Genomic DNA, 19,684 nt, shown 5'->3' on the forward strand with positions numbered 1-19,684 from the left:
TCGGGCCATGGACGTGGAACTTCCCGAACTCCCCTTCGCCCTGCGAACCTACGGCCCCGACGGGCACTGGTCCTACGAGGACGGCGTGCTCACCGGGTGGGCCGGTCCACGGCAGGACCGGTTCGTCACGCCCACCGGAGAGGCGCTGGACCCCGCCTCCGACGCGCCCCGGCTGCTCGGGGCGCCGGAGGGGGACTTCCAGCTGGTCGCCCGGGTCACCGTCGGGTTCAACGCGTCCTTCGACGCGGGCGTGCTGTACGTCCACGTCGCCGAACGGGCCTGGGCCAAGCTCTGCCTGGAGTACTCCCCGGACGTGCCCACCGTCTGCACGGTGGTCACCCGGGGACACTCCGACGACGCCAACTCCTTCACCACGGAGGGGAGTTCGGTCTGGCTGCGGGTCAGCCGCACCGGGCGGGCCTTCGCCTTCCACGCCTCCCGGGACGGCCGGCGCTGGACCTTCGTCCGGCTGTTCACCCTCGGCGACGAGAAGGAGACCGGTGACGCGCTGGTCGGCTTCATGACCCAGTCGCCGCTGGGGGAGGGGTGTGTGGTCACGTACGACCACATCGCGTTCCGGACGTCCTGGCCGAGCGACCTGCGGGACGGAAGCTGAGCCCGGACCTCACCACGGGCGGACGGGCCGCCCCGTTCCGGTGCCCGGGCGGCACGGAACCGGGCAGCAGGCGGTCGCGTCCTCCGTTGCATGATCAGTGACCGTGTGAAGGGCACGCGGGTGATCCGCACCGCCCTGCCCGCCGAGGCGGAGACGATCGCCGCGCTGCATCACCGGGCCCGCGCCACGTACTACCCGGACGGCCTCCCGGACGACGGCACCGACTGGGCCGCGGCCTGGCGCGGCGCCGTCGAGCGGCCCGACGGCCATGTGCTGTGCGCCGTGGAGGACGGTGCCATCACCGGTATCGCCTCCTTCCGTACCCCGGAAGGCTGCCCGGCCCACACCGTCAGGCTGTTCCAGTTCCACGTCGACCCCGGCCACTGGGGCGCCGGCACCGGCACGGCCCTGCACGCGGCCTGCGTGGAGGAGTGGCAGGCGGACGGCAAGCGCACGGCCGTACTCGACGTGCACGTGGACAACCGGCGCGCCCAGGCCTTCTACGCACGCCAGGGCTGGCTCCCGGACCCGGAGAACCCGCCGGCCCCGGGCGACCACCACCTGTTCCTTCGGTACGCCGTACCGTCCGGGGAATGAAGCGCACTGCTTGAAGGTTCATGTACACGGCGTGGGGAAGGTCTCCGCGCCGGTACGACCTGGAGAAGAGCATGCGCGTCGAGATTTGGTCGGATATCGCCTGCCCTTGGTGCTACGTAGGAAAGGCACGTTTCGACAAGGCGCTCGCTGCCTTCCCGTACCGCGACGGCGTCGAGGTGGTGCACCGCTCCTTCGAGCTGGACCCGGGCCGCGCCAAGGGCGACGTCCAGCCCGTGATCACCATGTTGACCAGGAAGTACGGCATGAGCGAGGCACAGGCGCAGGCCGGTGAGGACAACCTGGGCGCCCAGGCCGCCGCAGAGGGACTGGACTACCGCACCCGGGACCGCGACCACGGCAACACCTTCGACATGCACCGTCTGCTGCACTTCGCCAAGGAGCAGGGCCGGCAGGACCGGCTGATCCAGGTCCTGTACCGGGCCAACTTCGCCGAGGAGCGGTCCGTCTTCACCGAGGGCGACGAGCGACTGGTCCAGCTGGCCGTCGAGGCCGGACTGGACGCCGAGGCGGCCCGCGAGGTGCTCGCCGACCCGGAGGCCTACGCCGACGAGGTCCGCGCCGACGAGCGCGAGGCCGCCCAGCTCGGCGCGACCGGCGTGCCCTTCTTCGTCCTCGACCGGAAGTACGGCGTCTCCGGCGCCCAGCCCGCCGAGGTCTTCACCCGGGCGCTGACCCAGGCCTGGGACGAGCGGGCCCCGCTGACGCCGGTCGGCCAGGGGGAGGCCGAGGTGTGCGGGCCGGACGGGTGCGCGGTCCCGCACCAGGACTGAAACCGCAGGTCGGGGCGGTTGTATAAGCGCTCCTGAGACGATCCACGTAAAAATTCGCGATGGACGGGGAGTTCCACGACCCGCACAGTGGGGTCATGGAGACCTTCGAGAGCCTCGTCCGCACCGAGTTCGCCCCGAAGACCAGGTACCTCAACACCGCCAGCAACGGCCTGCTCCCCGCCCGCACCGTCGCCGCCCTGCACAAGGCGGCACTGCTGCGGGCCGAGGGCCGGCCGCTGCTGCCGCTGTACGAGGACGTGGAGAAGTGCCGGGAGGCGTACGCCCGGCTGGCCGGTGTGCCCGCCACCCGGGTCGCGGCGGGTGCCTCGGTCGCCGCGCACACCGGGGTGATCGCCGCCTCGCTGCCCGCGGGCGCCGAAGTCCTCACCGCCGAGGACGACTTCACCTCCGTGCTGAACCCGTTCCACGTACGCGGCGACCTCAAGGTGCGCACGGTTCCGCTGGAGCGGATCGCCGAGTCCGTCCGCCCCGGCACCGCGCTCGTCGCGGTCAGCGCCGCCCAGTCCGCCGACGGGCGGATCGCCGATCTGGCCACCCTGCGCGAGGCCGCACGCGCGCACGGCGCGCGCACCTACGTCGACTTCTCCCAGTCCGCCGGCTGGCTCCCGATGAACGCGGCGGAGTACGACTTCACCGCCAGCGCCTCCTTCAAGTGGCTCCTCGGCCCGCACGGGGCCGCCTTCCTCACCGTTCCCGAGGACTTCGGCGGGCTGACCCCGGTGCTCGCAGGCTGGGTCGCGGGCGAGGTGCCGTGGGACAGCTGCTACGGGCCGGTCGCCGAACTCGCCCACTCCGCCCGGCGGTTCGACCTCACGCACGCGCTGTTCACCTACACCGGACTGCGCCGCTCCCTCGAACTGATCGAGGAGATCGGGCTGTCCACGCTGCACACGCACGCCGTGGAACTCGCCGACCGCTTCCGGACCGGTCTCGCCGGCCTCGGCCACGCGCCGGTGCCGGCCGCCGGATCGGCGATCGTCTCCGTTCCCGGACTCGGCGACCGCCAGCCGGAGCTGAGCCGTGCCGGCATCGAGGTCTCCAACCGTGCCGGCAACCTCCGCGCGGCCTTCCACCTCTACAACACGCCCGAGGACGTCGACCGCCTCCTGGACGCACTCGCCGGCTGAGCACGACCGGGCCGGGGCCTCCCGTCCCACACAGGAGGTCCCGGCCCGGGTGCCGGACGGGCTGCTTCACCGGCGTGAAGTCCCGCGCCCCGATGCTGTGTCCCACGCCCGCTGCGCGGCGGGCGGGCCGCTGGTCCGGCCTTCGGTCATCGGACGGGAGTGAAGTCCCGCGCCCCGATGAACTCCGGTCGCCGTACCGGAGCCGCGAAGGGCTCGACGGCCGTGTTCTCCACACTGTTGAACACGATGAACACGTTGCTGCGCGGGTACGGCGTGATGTTGTCGCCGGAGCCGTGCATGCAGTTGCAGTCGAACCAGGTCGCCGAGCCGGCCTTGCCGGTGAACAGCCGGATCCCGTGCTCGCCCGCCAGCGCGGTCAGCGCCTCGTCCGACGGCGTGCCCGCGTCCTGCATCTGCAGCGACTTCTTGTAGTTGTCCTCGGGTGTGGCGCCGGCGCAGCCCAGGAACGTCCGGTGCGAGCCCGGCATGATCATCAGGCCGCCGTTGGTGTCGAAGTTCTCGGTCAGCGCGATCGAGACGGACACCGTGCGCATGTTCGGCAGCCCGTCCTCGGCGTGCCAGGTCTCGAAGTCCGAGTGCCAGTAGAACCCGCTCGCGCCGAAGCCGGGCTTGACGTTGATCCTCGACTGGTGGACGTAGACGTCCGAGCCGAGGATCTGCCGGGCGCGGCCGACGACCCGCTCGTCGCGCACCAGGTTCGCGAACAGCTCGCTGATCCGGTGCACCTCGAAGACCGAACGGATCTCCTTGGACTTCGGCTCGACGATGGAGCGCTCGTCGGCGCGGATCGCCGGGTCGGAGACCAGCCGGTCCAGCTCGCGCCGGTAGACCTCGACCTCGTCCGGGGTGATCAGCTGGTCGACGGCGAGGAAGCCGTCACGCTCGAACGCCTGGAGATCGGCCGTCGGGATCGGGCCCGGCGTGTCAGGGGAGCCCCAGACGACCGGGTCCTGGCGCGGGACGGTCACCTCGGCGGTGCCGCGGGTCGGGTAGAGATCCTTCACGGGGGCAGTGGTCATGGGTTCTCACACCTCCTCGGGCTCGGTGAGCAGGGGGTAGACGCCGTTCTCGTCGTGGTCCTCCCGTCCGGTCACCGGGGGGTTGAACACGCAGATGCAGTGGAAGTCCTCCTTGACGCGCAGCGTGTGCCGCTCGTGCCCGTTCAGGAGGTACATGGTGCCCGGCGTGATGGTGTAGCTCCGGCCGGTCTCGCGGTCGGTGAGTTCGGCCTCGCCCCGGGTGCAGACGACAGCCTCGATGTGGTTGGCGTACCACATGTGCGTCTCGGTGCCGGCGTACAGGATGGTCTCGTGCACGGAGAAGCCGACCCGCTCCTTGGCGAGGACGATCCGCTTGCTCTCCCAGGTGCCGGACTTGGACTTGACGTGCCGGTCGGTTCCTTCGATGTCCTTGAACGATCGGACGATCACGGTGGTTCTCTCTCCGGGTTGATCAGACGGTTTCTCGGACGGCGCGGGCCAGGACGCTCAGGCCCTCGTCCAGTTCGTCGGCGGTGACGGTGAGGGCGGGCAGCAGCTTGACGACCTCGCCCTCCGGGCCGGACGTCTCGATGAGCAGCCCGAGCTCGAAGGCCCGCCGGGCGACCCGCGAGGCGCGGTCCTTGTCCCGGAACTCCAGGCCCCACACCAGACCGCGCCCGCGGTACTCCTTCACATCGGCGAGGTTCTCCTCGGTGATGGAGATCAGGGCCTGCTCGACCTGCTCACCGCGGGTGCGGGTCTGCTTCTCCATGGCCGAGCCGTCGGTCCAGTACGTCTCCAGGGCCGCGGCGGCGGTGACGAACGCCGGGTTGTTGCCACGGAAGGTGCCGTTGTGCTCGCCGGGCTCCCAGACGTCCAGTTCGGGCTTGAACAGGCACAGCGACATCGGCAGCCCGTAGCCGCTGATGGACTTGGAGACGGTGACGATGTCGGGCACGATCCCGGCCTCCTCGAACGAGAAGAAGGCGCCGGTACGGCCGCAGCCCATCTGGATGTCGTCGACGATCAGCAGCATGTCCTGCCGCTCGCACAGCTCCTTGAGGGCGCGCAGCCACTCGGGCCGGGCGACGTTGATGCCGCCCTCTCCCTGCACGGTCTCCACGATCACGGCGGCGGGCTTGTTGAGGCCGGAGCCCTGGTCCTCCAGCAGCCGCTCGAACCACAGGAAGTCCGGGACCGTGCCGTCGAAGTAGTTGTCGAACGGCATCGGCGTGCCGTGCACCAGCGGGATACCGGCGCCGGCCCGCTTGAAGGCGTTGCCGGTCACGGCGAGCGAGCCCAGTGACATCCCGTGGAAGGCGTTGGTGAACGACACGATCGCCTCGCGCCCCTTCACCTTGCGGGCCAGCTTCAGCGCCGACTCCACGGCGTTGGTGCCGGTGGGACCCGGGAACATCACCTTGTACGGCAGGTCGCGCGGGCGCAGCACCAGGTCCTGGAAGGTCTGCAGGAACGACCGCTTGGCCGTGGTCGACATGTCCAGGCCGTGAGTCACCCCGTCCCGGGACAGATAGTCGATCAACGCCCGTTTGAGCACCGGGTTGTTGTGGCCGTAGTTGAGCGAGCCGGCACCGGCGAAGAAATCGAGGTACGCATGACCGTCCTCGTCGTACATCCGGCTGCCCTGCGCGCGGTCGAAGACCGTGGGCCAGCCGCGGCAGTAGCTGCGTACCTCGGACTCGAGGGTCTCGAAAATGCTGAGGTCGGGCTGGGTGATGGTCACGGCGATTCGCTCCTCAGTGGGGGGTGGAGTCGGTCAACGGGCCGATGCGGTACAGGACTTCGGGGTCGTGCGGCCCGTCCGGGAACAGCTCGGCGGGGAAGAGGACCTCACGCTCCAGGCGTGCCCCGTGCCGGGCGGCGAACGAGGTGAACAGGCGCTCGGAGGCGGTGTTGCCGGGGGTGATGGTGGTCTCCACGTCGGTGATGCCGCGCTCGGCCGCGAGCCGTGCCGTCAGCCCGTCCAGCAGGGCGGCGGCGATGCCGAGGCCGCGGTGGGCGGAGTCGACGGCCACCTGCCAGACGAGCAGCGTGCGGGGGCGCTCCGGCCGCACGTAGCCGGTGACGAAGCCGACCGGCTCCCCGTCCGCACCACGCGCCACCGCCGAGGTGCCGGCGAAGTCCCGGCACCACAGCAGATAGCTGTACGAAGAGTTCAGGTCGAGTGTTTTCGAGTTCTTGGCGAGACGCCAGAGCGCGGCTCCGTCCGTCATCGCCGGTCGGTCGATGAGCAGGTCTGCGGGTGCGGCAGTCATGCGGCACGAATTTAGCGAGGCGAATTAGAAAATGCACGGGCCGTGCGGCCCGATCGGACGAGGGTGTCGGTGAAATGACCGAAATGACCTGCATCAAATCAGGGCAAAAGTGTCGCGCTGTGGAGTGTGTCACAGAGCGGAAACCGTCCGAAAACCCCCAGGAAACTCTGCTGTTTAGGGTTGCAAAAAGCGGGCAGAAGAGGACGGGAAGCTATCGTTCGGAGAACTGGCGGAAATTGTGAAACTAAATTGAATTCATGCGCCGGTGGTTCCGTCGATTCGCTCACGCAGAATGTCGGCGTGCCCGTTGTGGCGTGCGTACTCCTCGATGAGGTGGATCAGCACCCAACGCACAGTGACCTCGGCGCCGGTCATCGGCTCGCCGACGATCCGCCCGGTGTCCTCCAGGGCCCTGCCGGAGAGCACCTCCCGGCCGCGCGCGATCTCCCGTCGCCACACAGCCAGCGCCTCCTCCAGCCCCCGTCCGGAGTCGAGGGCGTACCCCGACTCCTCCTCGAACACCGGTGGCACCGCCAGCCCGGCCAGCACCCGCTGGAACCAGTTGCGCTCGACCTCGGCCAGGTGCTGGACGAGCCCCAGCAGCGTCAGCTCGGACGGCTCGGCGGCGGCGAGCCGTACCTGCGCGTCGTCCAGTCCCCGGCACTTCAGCTCCAGCGTGGCCCGGTGGAAGTCCAGCCAGCCTTCCAGCTGCGTGCGCTCGGAGCCGGTCATCGGGGGGACGGGACGGCCGTCGGGCAGGGTGTGGGGCGCGTCTGCTGTGGTCATGCGGGGCAGCATGGCACGCGGGTGCGACAACGGCCCGCGGCGCTGCGCACGCGGGCCGTCGTCATGTGGATCCGCCTAGCCCCAGGCGTCCTCCACCGTCCGCCGGGCCGCCTCCAGGTCCACGGCCAGTCCCTGCTCGGCGAGAGCCGCCCCCAGCGCCGCCAGGGAATCCTGCACCGCACCCGGAGCGGCGTCGGCCCCGTAGTGGTTGACCCGGACCATCTCCTTGGCCAGCGCGCCCCCACCCGCCGCCAGCGGCAACGAGGGGTCGCTCGCCAGCGCCCGCGCCACCAGCTCCGAGGCGACGGCGCCCGGGGGCACCCGCAGGGTCGTGGCGACCGGCGCCGCGTCCCGCTCTTCGTACACGTACGGCTCGAGCCCCCCGCCCAGGGCCACCGCACCCTCCCGCGTGGCCAGCGCGGCGCTCCGGTGCCGGGCCATCACCGCGTCCAGCCCCACCGACTCGATCCGCTCCAGGCACGCCTGCAGCGCCAGCATCTCCAGCTGGGCCGGAGCGTGCGGCAGGACCGTGCGGCCGGCGTCGATCCAGCGCTCCTTCCAGTCCAGCAGGGACAGGTACGAACGGCGCGGGGCGTTCGGATTGGCCGCCATCCGGGCCCACGCCCGCTCGCTCACCGAGATCGCCGACACGCCCGCCGGGCCGCCCATCGCCTTCTGCGCGCCGATCACGCACAGGTCCACGCCCCACGCGTCCGGCAGCACCGGCTCCGCGCCCACGGAGGCGACCGCGTCCAGGTAGAACAGCGCGCCGTGCCCGCGGACCACCTCGCCGATCTCCGCGACCGGGTTGGTGTTGCCGGTCGCCGCCTCCGCGTGCACCAGCGACACGAAGTCGATCTCGGGGTGCTCGGTGAGCGCCTCCCGGATCTGTTCGGCGGTCACCGCGGTGTGGAAGGGGACGGAGAGGTCGTACACGGTCGCGCCGCAGTCACGCAGCCAGTTGCCGAACGTCTGGCCGTACGGACCCGTGATCACGTTCAGGGCGACCGTGCCCGGACCGGCCGCCGCACGGATCGCGCCCTCCAGCGGCAGCAGCGCCTCGCCCTGCGTGACGAGCACGTCCTGCGCAGTGTCCAGCAGGCGGGCGACCCCGTCCTCGACGGAGGCGAAGCGCTCGGCGCTCAGCGGGGGCAGGTCGAGGAACGGGTGGCTCACGGCGGTGCTCTCTTCGTTCTCGGGGCACATTGAGAAGGTCAACTCCACCGATCTTAGGTCGAAGGGTCTCGTAACCATCGGTTTGATTTGAGAGACTCAAACTCTTCCTTATAATCGGAACCCACAGTTCCCCCACAGAGAAGACCCCCCATGAAAACGCTCCCCGGACGCCGGACCCGCCTCCTGGCCGTCACCATCGCCACCGCCGGGCTGGTGCTCGTGGCCGCCGGCTGCTCCTCGAACGGCAGCGGGGGGAGCGGCGGTGCCACCGTCAAGGGGGTCCACGTCGTCAAGGCCGGTCAGCTGACCACCTGCACCCACCTGCCGTACCCGCCGTTCCAGTCGGAGATCGACGGCAAGGTGCAGGGCTTCGACGTGTCCCTCATCGACATCGTCGCCAAGAACCTCGGCGTCAAGCAGCAGATCGTCGACACCCCGTTCGAGAACTTCAAGACGGGCGCCTTCCTGAACTCCGGGCAGTGCGACCTGGCCGCCGCGGGCATGACGATCACGCCCGAGCGCAAGAAGAACGTCGACTTCTCCGACCCGTACTTCGAGGCCACCCAGGCCGTCCTCGTCGACAGGAGCAGCGGCATCAACTCGCTGGCCGACGTCAAGGCCAAGGGCAAGAAGCTCGGCGCCCAGGCCCAGACCACCGGCGAGGACTACGCCAAGAGCAAGGGTTACGACCCGGTCTCCTTCGAGTCCTCCGACGCCGTCCTCAACGGCCTGCGCACCGGCCAGGTCCAGGCCGTCGTCATCGACTACCCGGTCGTCCAGGGCTGGCTGAAGGACAAGGCCAACGCGGACAAGTTCAAGATCGTGGACAACCTCAAGACCGGCGAGCAGTACGGCTTCACGGTCAAGAAGGGCAACAAGGCGCTGCTCGACGCCATCAACAAGGCCCTCAAGGACGCCAAGGCCGACGGCACCTACAAGAAGATCTACGAGAAGTGGATCGGCCCCTACGACGCCTCCGTCGCCTCTCCCGCCGCCTCATGACCGACACGGACGTACGACTCCAGCCGAAGAGGAAGGGACTGACCCGGCGCCAGAAGCGCCGGCTGTCCCGGGGCGTCCAGTACGTCGTCTTCGTCGCCGCCGTGATCGCCGTCGCGGTCACGGCGGACTGGGGCAGGCTGCAGAACCAGTTCGCCCAGGGCAGCATCGCGAAGCAGATGTGGCCCGACGTGATCACGCTGGCGCTGAAGAACACCGTGCTGTACACGGTGTCCGGCTTCGTCCTCGGACTGGTGCTCGGCCTGGTCATCGCGCTGATGCGGCTGTCCTCCGTGGGGCCGTACCGCTGGCTCGCCGGCATCTACATCGAAATCTTCCGCGGCCTGCCCGCCCTGCTGATCTTCGTCTTCATCGCGGTGGCCGTGCCGCTGGCCTTCCCCGGCACGGAGATCCCCGGCGGTACCTACGGCAAGGGCGCCCTCGGCCTCGGCCTCATCGGCGCCGCCTACATGGCCGAGACGTTCCGCGCCGGTATCCAGGCCGTGCCCAGGGGCCAGACGGAGGCGGCCCGTTCGCTGGGCTTCTCGCCGGCCCGCGCGATGATCTCCATCATCATCCCGCAGGCGTTCCGGATCATCCTCCCGCCGCTCACCAACGAGCTGATCATGCTCTTCAAGGACTCCTCGCTGGTGCTGCTCCTCGGAGTGACCCTGGAAGAGCGCGAACTGTCCAAGTTCGGCCGGGACCTGGCGAGCACGACCGCCAACTCCACCCCCATCCTGGCCGCGGGCCTGTGCTACCTGCTGGTCACCATCCCGCTCGGCTTCGTCGCCCGCCGTCTGGAGGCCAGGGCCCAGAAGGAGATCAAGTGACCCGCCCCGAGATCCGCGTCCGGGACCTGCACAAGTCCTTCGGCGACAACCACGTCCTGCGCGGCATCGACCTGGAGATCGGCCAGGGTGAGGTCGTCTGCGTCATCGGCCCCTCCGGTTCCGGCAAGTCCACGCTGCTGCGCTGTGTGAACCTGCTGGAGGAGCCCACCGAGGGCCAGGTCTTCGTCGGCGGTGCCGAGATCACCGACCCGGACGTCGACATCGACGCCGTACGCCGCCGGATCGGCATGGTCTTCCAGCAGTTCAACCTCTTCCCGCATCTCAGCGTCACCGAGAACCTCACCCTGCCGCAGCGCAGGGTTCTCAAGCGGGACAAGGAGGCCGCGGCGAGGATCGCCGCCGAGAACCTGGCGCGGGTCGGGCTGGCCGAGAAGGCGCAGGCCTACCCGTCCTCCCTCTCCGGCGGCCAGCAGCAGCGTGTGGCCATCGCCCGGGCGCTGGCGATGGGCCCGGAGGTCATGCTCTTCGACGAGCCGACCTCGGCGCTGGACCCGGAACTGGTCGGCGACGTCCTCGCCGTCATGCGCATGCTCGCGGACGAGGGCATGACGATGATGGTCGTCACCCACGAGATGACCTTCGCCCGCGAGGTGGCCGACCGGGTCGTCTTCATGGACGGCGGCGTGATCGTCGAGGACGGCAGGCCGGAGCAGGTCATCGGCGACCCGCAGCACGAGCGCACCCGCCACTTCCTCTCCCGCCTCCTCGACCCCGCGATGGCCCAGGTCGAGGAGGAGACCTCCGACCAGGTGGGGAAGGACCGGCCCTAGGTCGTTAAGGTGCGGTCATGAGCGATGGCGCCGTGCTGCACGTGAAGGGACGGGTCCTCGTCGGGCCCGAGGAGGTCCGTGACGAGCTGTGGGTGGTCGGGGGCCGGGTGTCGTACGACCGTCCCGCCGGGATCCGGGACGTCACCACCGTCGAGGGCTGGGCGCTGCCCGGCCTGGTCGACGCGCACTGCCACGTCGGCCTCGGCCCGGACGGCCCGGTCGACGCCGGCACCGCCGAGAAGCAGGCGCTCACCGACCGGGAGGCGGGCACCCTGCTGATCCGGGACGCCGGCTCGCCCTCCGACACCCGCTGGGTCGACGACCGCGAGGACCTGCCGAAGATCATCCGGGCCGGCCGGCACATCGCCCGCACCCGCCGCTACATCCGCAACTACGCCTGGGAGATCGAACCGGACGAGCTCGTCGCCCACGTCGCCCGGGAGGCCGAGCGCGGCGACGGCTGGGTCAAGCTGGTCGGCGACTGGATCGACCGCGGCCTCGGCGACCTCGCCCCCTGCTGGCCCCGTGAGGCGGTCGAGGCGGCCATAGCCGAGGCCCACCGGCTCGGGGCCCGGGTCACCGCGCACTGTTTCGCCGAGAGCTCCCTGCGCGACCTGGTCGAGGCGGGCATCGACTGCATCGAGCACGCGACGGGCCTGACCGACGACCTGATCCCGCTGTTCGCCGAGCGCGGCGTCGCGATCGTCCCCACCCTCGTCAACATCGCCACCTTCCCGCAGCTCGCGGCCGGCGGCGACACCCGGTTCCCGCGCTGGTCCGCGCACATGCGCAGGCTCCACGAGCGCCGCTACGACACCGTGCGCGGCGCCTACGACGCCGGGATCCCGGTGTACGTCGGCACGGACGCCGGCGGCTCGCTGGCCCACGGACTGGTCGCGGCCGAGGTGGCGGAGCTGGTCACCGCGGGCATCCCGGCCATGGACGCCGTGTCGGCGACGAGCTGGGGCGCCCGCGCCTGGCTCGGCCGCCCCGGTCTGCAGGAGGGCGCGCCGGCCGACCTGGTGGTGTACGAGGGCGACCCGCGGGCCGACGTACGGGTGCTGGAGGCGCCGCGCCGGGTGGTGCTCAACGGGCGGGTCGTGCAGTAGGGGAACGCCTGTGCCCGGCGATTCGAAGAGGCGTACGGGAAATCCACGTTTGAGTGAAGTGACCCCGGATCGCTGACCGTTCACCCACACCGCGTACAAGGTTGACGGGTCCCAAGCATGTTTCCACTGGGGGTCCCACCGCCTTGAACAGCAACAGCTTCCGCCTGCCCGCACGCCGTCTCGCCGCCGTGGCGACGGTCACCGCCCTCGCCGCGGCGCCCGCCATGCTGGGCGCGAGCGCCGCGCACGCGACCGGTGACCACGGTCGCGCCTCCGCCGTCGTCCTGCGGACCGGGCTCGACGTGTCCCTGCTCCGCACGACCGTGCACGTCCCGCTCGCCGTCACCCTGAACGAGGTCCAGGCCCCGCAGAGCGCGGACAGGACCGCGCTGTCCGCCCGGCTGGACGGCGTGGCCGGCGGCAAGCCGTTCGCGGTCCTCGGCGCGGAGGCGGCCTCGGCCAGGGCCACCGTGACCGCCCGGCGCGCCGAGGGCTCGGTCCGGCTCGTCGACGCCAGGCTGCACGTCCCCGGCCTGCCCCTGCTGTCGCTGATCGAGGTCGCCACCGTCACCGCGAGGGCGACCTGTGAAGCCGGCAGGGCGCCCGTGGCCGACGCGAACGTCCTCGGCGCCGTCACGGTCCTCGGCAGGCGCGTCACCCTCACCGCCGGCGGTCCGAGCCAGGTGAAGGTGCCCGGCGTCGGCGAGGTCCGCCTCGATCTGGCCCAGCGGCGCACCACGACCCGCACCGCGGCCGCCACCGCCCTCGAACTCAAGGTCTCCGTCAACCCGTTGAGACTCAACGTGGCCGACGTCGAGGGCACCGTCACCCTGGCCAGAGCGACCTGCGAGTCCCCGGCGGTCCCGCCCACCGGGCACCCGGGGCCCAGTCACGACCCGGCCGCGGGCACCAAGTCCGACGACGCCCCCGCGAAGGCCGGTCCGGCCTCCGACGTCAAGCCCCAGGGCGGCGCGGCGAAGTCCGGCCTCGCGGAGACCGGTGGCGGCTCCGCCACCCCGTACATCGCGGGCGGCGCGCTGGTGCTGGTGCTGGTCGGCGGGGGAGCGGTGACGCTGGCCCGGCGCCGCAAGAGCTGACGCCGTCGTCCGCGGCCGCTCCCGGGCCCGGCCCGCCACGCCGGGACCGGGGGCGGCCAACCGCGTTCCGCGGCCGGCCGGGTCGGGTGCCGCGGGTCCCCTGGCGGGGCCGGGGTGCCGGGCGGGCGGGGCGGATCCCCTGGGGGCCGGGGGTGACGTCCGGGCTACGGCAGGGCAGCCGAGAGCGCCGACAGGAATCCGTTCACGGTGGACCGGTCCCGCACGGCGACCCGCACCCACTCCTCCCCGAGCCCCGGGAACGTGTCCCCCCGCCGCACCGCATGCCCGAGCTCACGCAACCGGTGCCGTACCGCGGCGGCGCCCGGCATACGGACCAGCACGAACGGCCCCTCCGCGGGCTCCACCACCCGTACTCCCCGCGCGGCGAACTTGGCCAGTCCCGCCGTCAGATGGGCCCGGTCCGCCGCGACGCGATGCGCCGCATGCCCGGCCTCCGCCAGTGCCCGCGGCGTCACACAGGCCTCCGCCGCGGCCAGCGCCGGCGTCGAGACGGGCCACAACGGCTGCGCCCGCTCCAGTTCGGCGACGATCTCCGACGGGGCCAGCACATACCCGATCCGCAGCCCGGCCAGCCCCCACGTCTTGGTCAGACTGCGCAGCACGACCAGCCCCGGCACATCGGTCCGCCCGGCCAGTGCCTCCCGCTCACCCGGCACCGCGTCCATGAACGCCTCGTCGACCACCAGTACCCGCCCCGGACGGGCGAGCCGGGCGACCACTTCCGCCGGATGCAGCACGGACGTCGGATTGGTGGGGTTCCCGATCACCACCAGGTCGGCGTCCTCCGGCACCGCGGCCGGATCCAGCCGGAACCCGTCCTCCTCCCGCAGCAGCACCCGGTCCACGGTGTGCCCCGCGTCCCTGAGCGCCGCCTCCGGCTCGGTGAACTGCGGGTGCACGACGACCGGTCGCCGCACCTTCAGCGCCCGGGCGAGCAGCACGAACGCCTCCGCAGCGCCCGCCGTCAGCAGCACCCGCTCCACCGGCAGGCCGTGCCGCGCCGCCACCGCAGCCCGCGCGGCCCGCCCGTCCGGGTAGGCCGCCAGGGAGGTCAGCGAGGCGGCGATCTCCTCGCGCAGCCACGAAGGAGGCGTGTCCGCACGGACGTTGACGGCGAGATCGACCAACGCCGCCCCGTCGTCCCGTACTTCGGCGTCCCCGTGATGACGCAGGTCCGGTCCGGTGCCCTCAGTGCGCATGGCTGTGCGAATGCCCCCCGTGATGGTGGTGCCCGTGCCCATGGCCGTGGTCGTCGTCCGGATGGAAGTGCGGCTGCTGGGGCAGTCCCACCTTGTCCTCGAAGCCCGGCAGCGCGATCCGGTACACGCACGAGTCGCAGTTCATGCGCAGATCACCCTCGACGGCCTCCTCGTACCGCTCCAGCACCAGGTCCAGCAGCTCCGGCTCGGGCCCGATGACGTCGGCCGACCGCACCTCGATCTCCGGGTGCGCGGCCGCCCACCCCTCGGTCTGCTGCCGCACCCGGTCCGGCAGGATGCCGGTGAACAGGAAGTACGGCAGGACGACGATCCTGCGCGCGCCCAGCGCCGCGCACCGGTCGAGACCGCTCGGCACGTCCGGCGCCGCCAGCGACACGAACGCCGTCTCCACCCCGCCGTACCCACGGCCCTCCCACAGCAGCCGGGCCGCCTTGAAGACCTCGGCGTTGGCGTCGGGGTCCGTCGAACCGCGGCCCACCAGCAGTACCGTCACATCCGCCCGGTCCCGGGGCGCACGGGCCGTACCGCCGAGGGCCTCGTCCAGCCGCCGCTCCAGCACGCTCAGCAGTGCCGGGTGCGGGCCCAGCGGGCGGCCGTAGGTGTACGAGATACCGGGGTGCCGTTCCTTCTCGCGGGCCAGCGCGGCGGGGATGTCGCCCTTGGCGTGCCCGGCGGACACCAGCATCAGCGGTACGGCCGCGAACCGGCGCACCCCCTTGTCCACCAGCTCGGTGACGGCCTCGCCGAGCGGCGGCGGGGACAGCTCGATGAAGCCGCCCGCGACGGGCAGGTCGGGCCGGCGGCGGCCCAGCTGCCGTACGAAGTCGCGGAACGCCTCGGCGCCGGCGTCGTCACGGGTGCCGTGTCCGGCGATGAGCAGGGCGGGCGGGGTGGTCACGGGGTCTCCTCAGACGAAACGGGGTGGTACAGCAGGGCGTTGAGCGCGGCGGCCGCGACCGCCGACCCGCCCTTCTCGGACACGTTGCTCACGGCGGGCAGCCCGCTCGCGCGCAGCGCGGCCTTGGATTCGGCCGCGCCGACGAAGCCGACGGGCAGGCCGATGACGAGCGCGGGGGAGGCGTCCAGGGTGAGCAGCTCCTCCAGGGCGGTCGGCGCACAGCCGATCACCCACAGGGCGCCGGGGCCGACCTCCTCGTAGGCGAGCCGGACGGCGTGGGCCGAACGGGTCAGCCCCGGGCCGGACGTGGCGTCCTTCAGCCGGCACACGGTCTCCCGGCGGGTGATGCCGGCCGCGACCATCTCCACGTCCACGACGACCGGCGCCCCGGCGTGCAGCGCCGCGTGCGCCTTCACCAGGTCGTCCTCGGCCATGACGAGATCGGTCGCGTACTCCGGGTCGGCGGCGGAGTGGATGACCCGCTCCACCACCGCCCGGGTCAGCGGCGGGAAGTGCGAGGTGTCCAGGCGGGCGCGCAGCCGCCGGAAGGACTCCTGCTCGATGGGGTGGACCACACGGTTCACTTCGGCTCCTCCTGCCAGCGGTAACCCCGCGGCGTCACCATGCGCCCCCCGATGATCCGGGTGGCCGTGTTGCCCACGGTGACGACCGTCATCATGTCGACCGTCGCCGGGTCGAGACCGGCGAGCGTGGTCACCCGGCTCGACTCGTCCGGCCGGGACGCGTTGCGGACGACACCGACCGGCGTCGACGGCTCCCGGTGCTCCGCGAGGACGGCGAGCGCCTTGGGCAGCTGCCAGTCGCGGCCCCGGGAGCGCGGGTTGTAGAAGGTCACGACGATGTCCGCCTCGGCCGCCGCCCGCACCCGCCGCTCGATGACCTCCCAGGGCGTGTGCAGGTCGGACAGGCTGATGGACACGTGGTCGTGACCGAGCGGCGCGCCCAGGATCGCCCCAGCGGCCAGCGCGGCCGTCACCCCGGGCACGCCGACCACGTCGATGTCGTCCGACGCCTCGGCGAGCGCCGGGGACGCCATGGCGTACACGCCCGCGTCCCCACTGCCGATCAACGCCACCGCTTGCCCGCGCCGGGCCTCCGCGACCGCCGTACGGGCCCGCTCCTCCTCGGCGCCGAGCCCGGACTCCAGCACCCGGGTGCCGGGCCGCAGCAGGTCGCGGATCTGGTCGACGTACTGGTCGAGTCCGACGAGCACCGAGGCCCGGCGCAGCTCGGCCGCCGCGCGCGGCGTCAGCAGGTCCCGGGCGCCGGGCCCGAGCCCGACCACCGCGAGCCGTCCGCGTCCCGGCCGCCGTACCACGGCACAGGTCGCCATGGCCGGCTGCCCGTCGGCACGCGCGGACTTGCGCTTGGGCACCAGGAGTTCACCGCCCCGCAGCAACGCGGCGGCCTCGGCGACCGACGGCGTGCCGACGGCCGTGAGCGGCGCCCCGGACGGGTTGGGCACCTCGACGGCCGCCAGCTCCTCGGCGGAGTACGTCACCAGCGGCACCCCCAGCCGCCCGGCCGCCGCGACGACGCCCGGCTCCTGCGCCTTGGCGTCCACGGTGGCCAGTTCCGCCACGGACGCCGCCGAGAGCCCCGCCTCGGCCAGCGACTCCTCGATCAGTCCGAGGACCTCCGTCACCGGCGCACCCTTGGAGGCGCCGACCCCGACCACCAGCGAGGGCGGCCTGAGCAGCACCTCGCGCTCGCCGGGTGCGACGTCCCGGTCGGTGAGCCGGATGGTGTACGCCCCCTGCGGCGAGACCGGCAGTGGCGGCAGCGGCCACGTCAACTCCGCCTCCAGGGCCACCGGTTCGCCGTCCAGCAGGGCTCGGGAGACGGTCGCGACCGAGCCCTCGCAGGGCAGCCCGAGCGTGTCCAGGCCCGCGAGGCCCACGGAATCCGTCGCGGTCGTCACCACCGGCTCCGCTCCCAGCAGCCCACCCACCGCGCGGGCGAGTTCGTTGGCGCCGCCGCCGTGCCCGCCGACCAGCGACACCGCGAACCGGCCGCCCTCGTCCACGCACACCACGCCGGGGTCGGCCGTCTTGTCGCCGAGCAGCGGCGCGAGCAGCCGTACCACCGCGCCCGTCGCCAGGAAGCACACCAGCTGCTCGCACTCCGCGAACGCGGCCCGCACCGCCTCCCCGACGGGCCCCTCGTACACCCGCGTCCGGTCCGGCCAGGCCGCGGCCAGCCGGTCCCGCGCCGCCGCCCCCGCCGCGGTGGCGGAAATCAGGCCGATCACTCGGAAACTCCTTCACTAGACGCCGGGGTTCTGACGCCCCAGAGCAGAAACACAGGATTGGTCGCCGCGAGCCGGGTCACATCGCCCGGCAGCGGCGCCAGCCGCGAGGACTGCAGGAGCACTCCGTCGCAGGTGAACCCGGCGGCCGTGAGCGCCTCGCGCGCCGCCGGCACCCGGTCGAGGGCGGCCATGGCGACGACCACGGTCCGTCGCGCCCGCCGGGCGCACGCCCGTACGACGGCGGGCAGCTCACGTCCCCCGCCGCCGACGAACACCGCGTCGGGGTGGTCGGCGAGGCCGGCCAGCGCGTCGGGCGCGGAACCGTGCACCACCCGCACACCGACCCCGTGGGCGCGTGCGTTGGCACGGATCCGCTCCACCCCGTCCGCCGCCTTCTCCACGGCCACCACGGCCGCGCCGAGGCGCGCGCACTCCACCGCCACCGAGCCGGAGCCCGCGCCCACGTCCCACACCAGGTCACCCAGGCGCGGCCCCAGCCGGGCCAGTGCCAGCGCCCGCACCTCGAACTTGGTGATCATCGAATCCCGGTGTGCGAACTCCCCCTCGTCCAGGGCCCACCGAGCCGGCTGCGCGGGCACCCCGGCCACCGTGCGCACCGCGCCGAGCGTTCGTGCCTCGTCCAGGCACAGCACCACGCTCACCGCCGTGCCCCAGTCCCGGACCGCGGCCTCGGCGGGCGCCACCCGTTCCACGCGCTCGTGCCCCGGATCGCCGAGCGCGCTCGCCACGACGAGCACCCGGTCGTCGGCCAGCGCGGCGCCCAGCTCCGCCGGACCGGCGCCCGGCCCGGTGAGGACGGCCACCTTGGGGTGCGTCCGGCACACGTTCACCGCCGTACGCAGATCCCGGCCGTGCGCACTGACCACCACCGCGTCGTCCCAGGGCAGCCCGATCCGCGCGAACGCCGTCGCGACCGAGGACACCCCGGGCCGCACGTCCAGCAGCGCCGCACCGAACCGCTCGGCCAGCGCCCGCACGATCCCGAAGAACCCGGGATCCCCGGAGGCCAGCACCAGCACCGGCAGCTCCTTGCCGACATACCCGGCGATGGCGTCCAGGGCGGGCGCCAGCGGCCCGAGCACGACGCGTTCGGCACCCTCGGGCAGCCGTACGGCGTCCAGGTGCCGCCGCCCGCCGACGACGAGGGCGGCCCCCGCCACGACGTCCTCGGCGACCGGCGCGCCCGTCCCCGTGCCGACAACCGTGATCAACTCTTCGTCCTCTGCTCGCGCAGGGCCCGCCGGGCCTCGGGGTCGGCTTTGCGGTAGCCGTGGAAGTGACCCGGGTGGTACAGGTGCGAGCGGGTGCCGTGCGCGTCCAGCGCCGGGCCCACCAGGAAGAGCGTGTGCTTCCAGAGCTTGTGCTCCTTGACCGTCTCCTCCAGCGTGCCGATCGTGCACTTCACGACCAGCTCCTCCGGCCAGGTCACCTGGTGGGCGACGAGAACCGGGGTGTCCGTCGGATAGCCGCCCTCCAGCAGCTCGCGCACCAGCTGCCCGCTGCGCGCCGCCGACAGGAAGACCGCCATGGTGGTGCCGTGCCGGGCGAACTCGCGCACCTCCTCGCCGGGCGGCATCGGCGTCTTGCCACCGCCCAGCCGGGTCAGCACCACGGACTGCGCGACCTCGGGAATCGTCAGCTCGCGCTGCGCCAGAGCGGCCACGGCGGAGAAGGACGAGACGCCGGGGACGACCTCCGTGGCGATCCCGATCTCCGCGCACCGGTCCAGCTGCTCCTGCGTGCCGCCCCACAACGCCGGATCGCCGGAGTGGATGCGGGCCACCCTCAGGCCCTCGGCGTGGGCGCGCCGGTAGACGTCGACGACGTCCTCCAGGGGCATGGTCGCCGAGTCCAGGATCTCCGCGTCCTCGCGCGCGTGCTCGAGGACCTCGGCCTGGACCAGGCTCGCCGCCCAGATCACCACGTCCGCGTCCGCGATGGCGCGGGCGGCGCGGAACGTCAGCAGATCGGCGGCGCCGGGGCCGGCACCGACGAACGTCACCTTGCCGGTGGGGGCATCGGCCATGGAAGG

Annotated in this window: 21 protein-coding genes; 9 read left to right on the forward strand and 12 right to left on the reverse strand. The window is 72.3% G+C overall.

Features of this window, described 5'->3' with window-relative positions:
- Positions 1-7 precede the first annotated feature (7 nt).
- The 4 genes from ABZ919_RS17420 to ABZ919_RS17435 all read left to right on the forward strand — a co-directional run bounded on the left by ABZ919_RS17420 (position 8) and on the right by ABZ919_RS17435 (position 3,152).
- Positions 8-616 carry a DUF1349 domain-containing protein gene (locus ABZ919_RS17420; protein WP_361248252.1) on the forward strand — a complete coding sequence of 203 codons (609 nt, stop codon included), beginning with the start codon at positions 8-10 and terminating at the stop codon, positions 614-616.
- Positions 617-706: 90 nt separating this feature from the next.
- Entirely contained in the window at positions 707-1,213 is a 507-nt protein-coding gene (locus ABZ919_RS17425) for a GNAT family N-acetyltransferase (RefSeq protein ID WP_361248254.1), read from the forward strand.
- 71 nt (positions 1,214-1,284) lie between these two features.
- On the forward strand, positions 1,285-2,004 hold the full coding sequence (locus ABZ919_RS17430) for a DsbA family oxidoreductase (protein WP_361248256.1): 720 nt from the start codon (positions 1,285-1,287) through the stop codon (positions 2,002-2,004).
- A 95-nt stretch (positions 2,005-2,099) separates the two neighbouring features.
- Complete coding sequence (locus ABZ919_RS17435; protein ID WP_361248408.1) at positions 2,100-3,152, forward strand: aminotransferase class V-fold PLP-dependent enzyme; 1,053 nt, start codon at positions 2,100-2,102, stop codon at positions 3,150-3,152.
- 146 nt (positions 3,153-3,298) lie between these two features.
- Here ABZ919_RS17435 and thpD read toward each other — a convergent pair whose 3' ends face one another.
- From thpD to ABZ919_RS17465, 6 genes are all read right to left on the reverse strand, one after another.
- Positions 3,299-4,192, reverse strand: a complete 894-nt coding sequence (gene thpD, locus ABZ919_RS17440; RefSeq protein WP_361248257.1) for an ectoine hydroxylase — start codon at positions 4,190-4,192, stop codon at positions 3,299-3,301.
- Between the two features lie 6 nt (positions 4,193-4,198).
- A complete protein-coding gene (locus ABZ919_RS17445) occupies positions 4,199-4,603 on the reverse strand; it encodes an ectoine synthase (protein ID WP_361248259.1) in 405 nt (134 codons plus the stop codon).
- Positions 4,604-4,625: 22 nt separating this feature from the next.
- On the reverse strand, positions 4,626-5,897 hold the full coding sequence (gene ectB, locus ABZ919_RS17450) for a diaminobutyrate--2-oxoglutarate transaminase (protein WP_361248260.1): 1,272 nt from the start codon (positions 5,895-5,897) through the stop codon (positions 4,626-4,628).
- 13 nt (positions 5,898-5,910) lie between these two features.
- Positions 5,911-6,429, reverse strand: a complete 519-nt coding sequence (gene ectA, locus ABZ919_RS17455; RefSeq protein WP_361248262.1) for a diaminobutyrate acetyltransferase — start codon at positions 6,427-6,429, stop codon at positions 5,911-5,913.
- Between the two features lie 255 nt (positions 6,430-6,684).
- Entirely contained in the window at positions 6,685-7,215 is a 531-nt protein-coding gene (locus ABZ919_RS17460) for a DinB family protein (RefSeq protein WP_361248263.1), read from the reverse strand.
- 75 nt (positions 7,216-7,290) lie between these two features.
- The gene (locus ABZ919_RS17465; RefSeq protein ID WP_361248265.1) at positions 7,291-8,391 is read right to left on the reverse strand and encodes an aminotransferase class V-fold PLP-dependent enzyme; all 1,101 of its coding nucleotides are present in this window, start codon (positions 8,389-8,391) and stop codon (positions 7,291-7,293) included.
- Positions 8,392-8,541: 150 nt separating this feature from the next.
- Here ABZ919_RS17465 and ABZ919_RS17470 point away from each other — a divergent pair, with 150 nt between their 5' ends.
- The 5 genes from ABZ919_RS17470 (at position 8,542) to ABZ919_RS17490 (ending at position 13,220) form a co-directional block, all read left to right on the forward strand.
- Positions 8,542-9,393 (forward strand): basic amino acid ABC transporter substrate-binding protein, encoded by an 852-nt coding sequence (locus ABZ919_RS17470; RefSeq protein WP_361248266.1) that lies wholly within the window; start codon positions 8,542-8,544, stop codon positions 9,391-9,393.
- Entirely contained in the window at positions 9,390-10,223 is an 834-nt protein-coding gene (locus ABZ919_RS17475; RefSeq protein WP_361248267.1) for an amino acid ABC transporter permease, read from the forward strand. The genes ABZ919_RS17470 and ABZ919_RS17475 overlap by 4 nt, the downstream gene beginning before the upstream one ends.
- Positions 10,220-11,014 carry an amino acid ABC transporter ATP-binding protein gene (locus ABZ919_RS17480; RefSeq protein ID WP_361248268.1) on the forward strand — a complete coding sequence of 265 codons (795 nt, stop codon included), beginning with the start codon at positions 10,220-10,222 and terminating at the stop codon, positions 11,012-11,014. The genes ABZ919_RS17475 and ABZ919_RS17480 overlap by 4 nt, the downstream gene beginning before the upstream one ends.
- A 17-nt stretch (positions 11,015-11,031) precedes the next feature.
- Positions 11,032-12,123, forward strand: a complete 1,092-nt coding sequence (locus ABZ919_RS17485) for an amidohydrolase family protein (protein WP_361248270.1) — start codon at positions 11,032-11,034, stop codon at positions 12,121-12,123.
- 143 nt (positions 12,124-12,266) lie between these two features.
- Positions 12,267-13,220 carry an SCO1860 family LAETG-anchored protein gene (locus tag ABZ919_RS17490; protein ID WP_361248272.1) on the forward strand — a complete coding sequence of 318 codons (954 nt, stop codon included), beginning with the start codon at positions 12,267-12,269 and terminating at the stop codon, positions 13,218-13,220.
- Positions 13,221-13,384: 164 nt separating this feature from the next.
- Here ABZ919_RS17490 and cobC read toward each other — a convergent pair whose 3' ends face one another.
- From cobC to cobM, 6 genes are read right to left on the reverse strand one after another with little or no spacing between them, the layout of a single operon-like run.
- Positions 13,385-14,440, reverse strand: coding sequence for an Rv2231c family pyridoxal phosphate-dependent protein CobC (gene cobC, locus ABZ919_RS17495; RefSeq protein ID WP_361248273.1), 1,056 nt, complete (start codon positions 14,438-14,440; stop codon positions 13,385-13,387).
- Positions 14,430-15,359, reverse strand: a complete 930-nt coding sequence (locus ABZ919_RS17500; protein ID WP_361248274.1) for a sirohydrochlorin chelatase — start codon at positions 15,357-15,359, stop codon at positions 14,430-14,432. The genes cobC and ABZ919_RS17500 overlap by 11 nt, the downstream gene beginning before the upstream one ends.
- Entirely contained in the window at positions 15,356-15,943 is a 588-nt protein-coding gene (locus ABZ919_RS17505; protein ID WP_361248276.1) for a precorrin-8X methylmutase, read from the reverse strand. Before ABZ919_RS17505 ends, ABZ919_RS17500 begins: the two co-directional genes overlap by 4 nt.
- Positions 15,940-17,631 carry a precorrin-3B C(17)-methyltransferase gene (cobJ, locus tag ABZ919_RS17510; protein ID WP_361248277.1) on the reverse strand — a complete coding sequence of 564 codons (1,692 nt, stop codon included), beginning with the start codon at positions 17,629-17,631 and terminating at the stop codon, positions 15,940-15,942. The genes ABZ919_RS17505 and cobJ overlap by 4 nt, the downstream gene beginning before the upstream one ends.
- On the reverse strand, positions 17,628-18,863 hold the full coding sequence (gene cbiE, locus ABZ919_RS17515) for a precorrin-6y C5,15-methyltransferase (decarboxylating) subunit CbiE (RefSeq protein WP_361248279.1): 1,236 nt from the start codon (positions 18,861-18,863) through the stop codon (positions 17,628-17,630). The genes cobJ and cbiE overlap by 4 nt, the downstream gene beginning before the upstream one ends.
- Positions 18,860-19,678: a precorrin-4 C(11)-methyltransferase gene (cobM, locus tag ABZ919_RS17520; RefSeq protein ID WP_361248280.1), complete on the reverse strand. Its 819-nt coding sequence runs from the start codon at positions 19,676-19,678 to the stop codon at positions 18,860-18,862. Before cobM ends, cbiE begins: the two co-directional genes overlap by 4 nt.
- Positions 19,679-19,684 lie beyond the last annotated feature (6 nt).

Source organism: Streptomyces sp. NPDC046759 (genome assembly GCF_040645475.1).
Classification (GTDB): Bacteria; Actinomycetota; Actinomycetes; order Streptomycetales; family Streptomycetaceae; genus Streptomyces.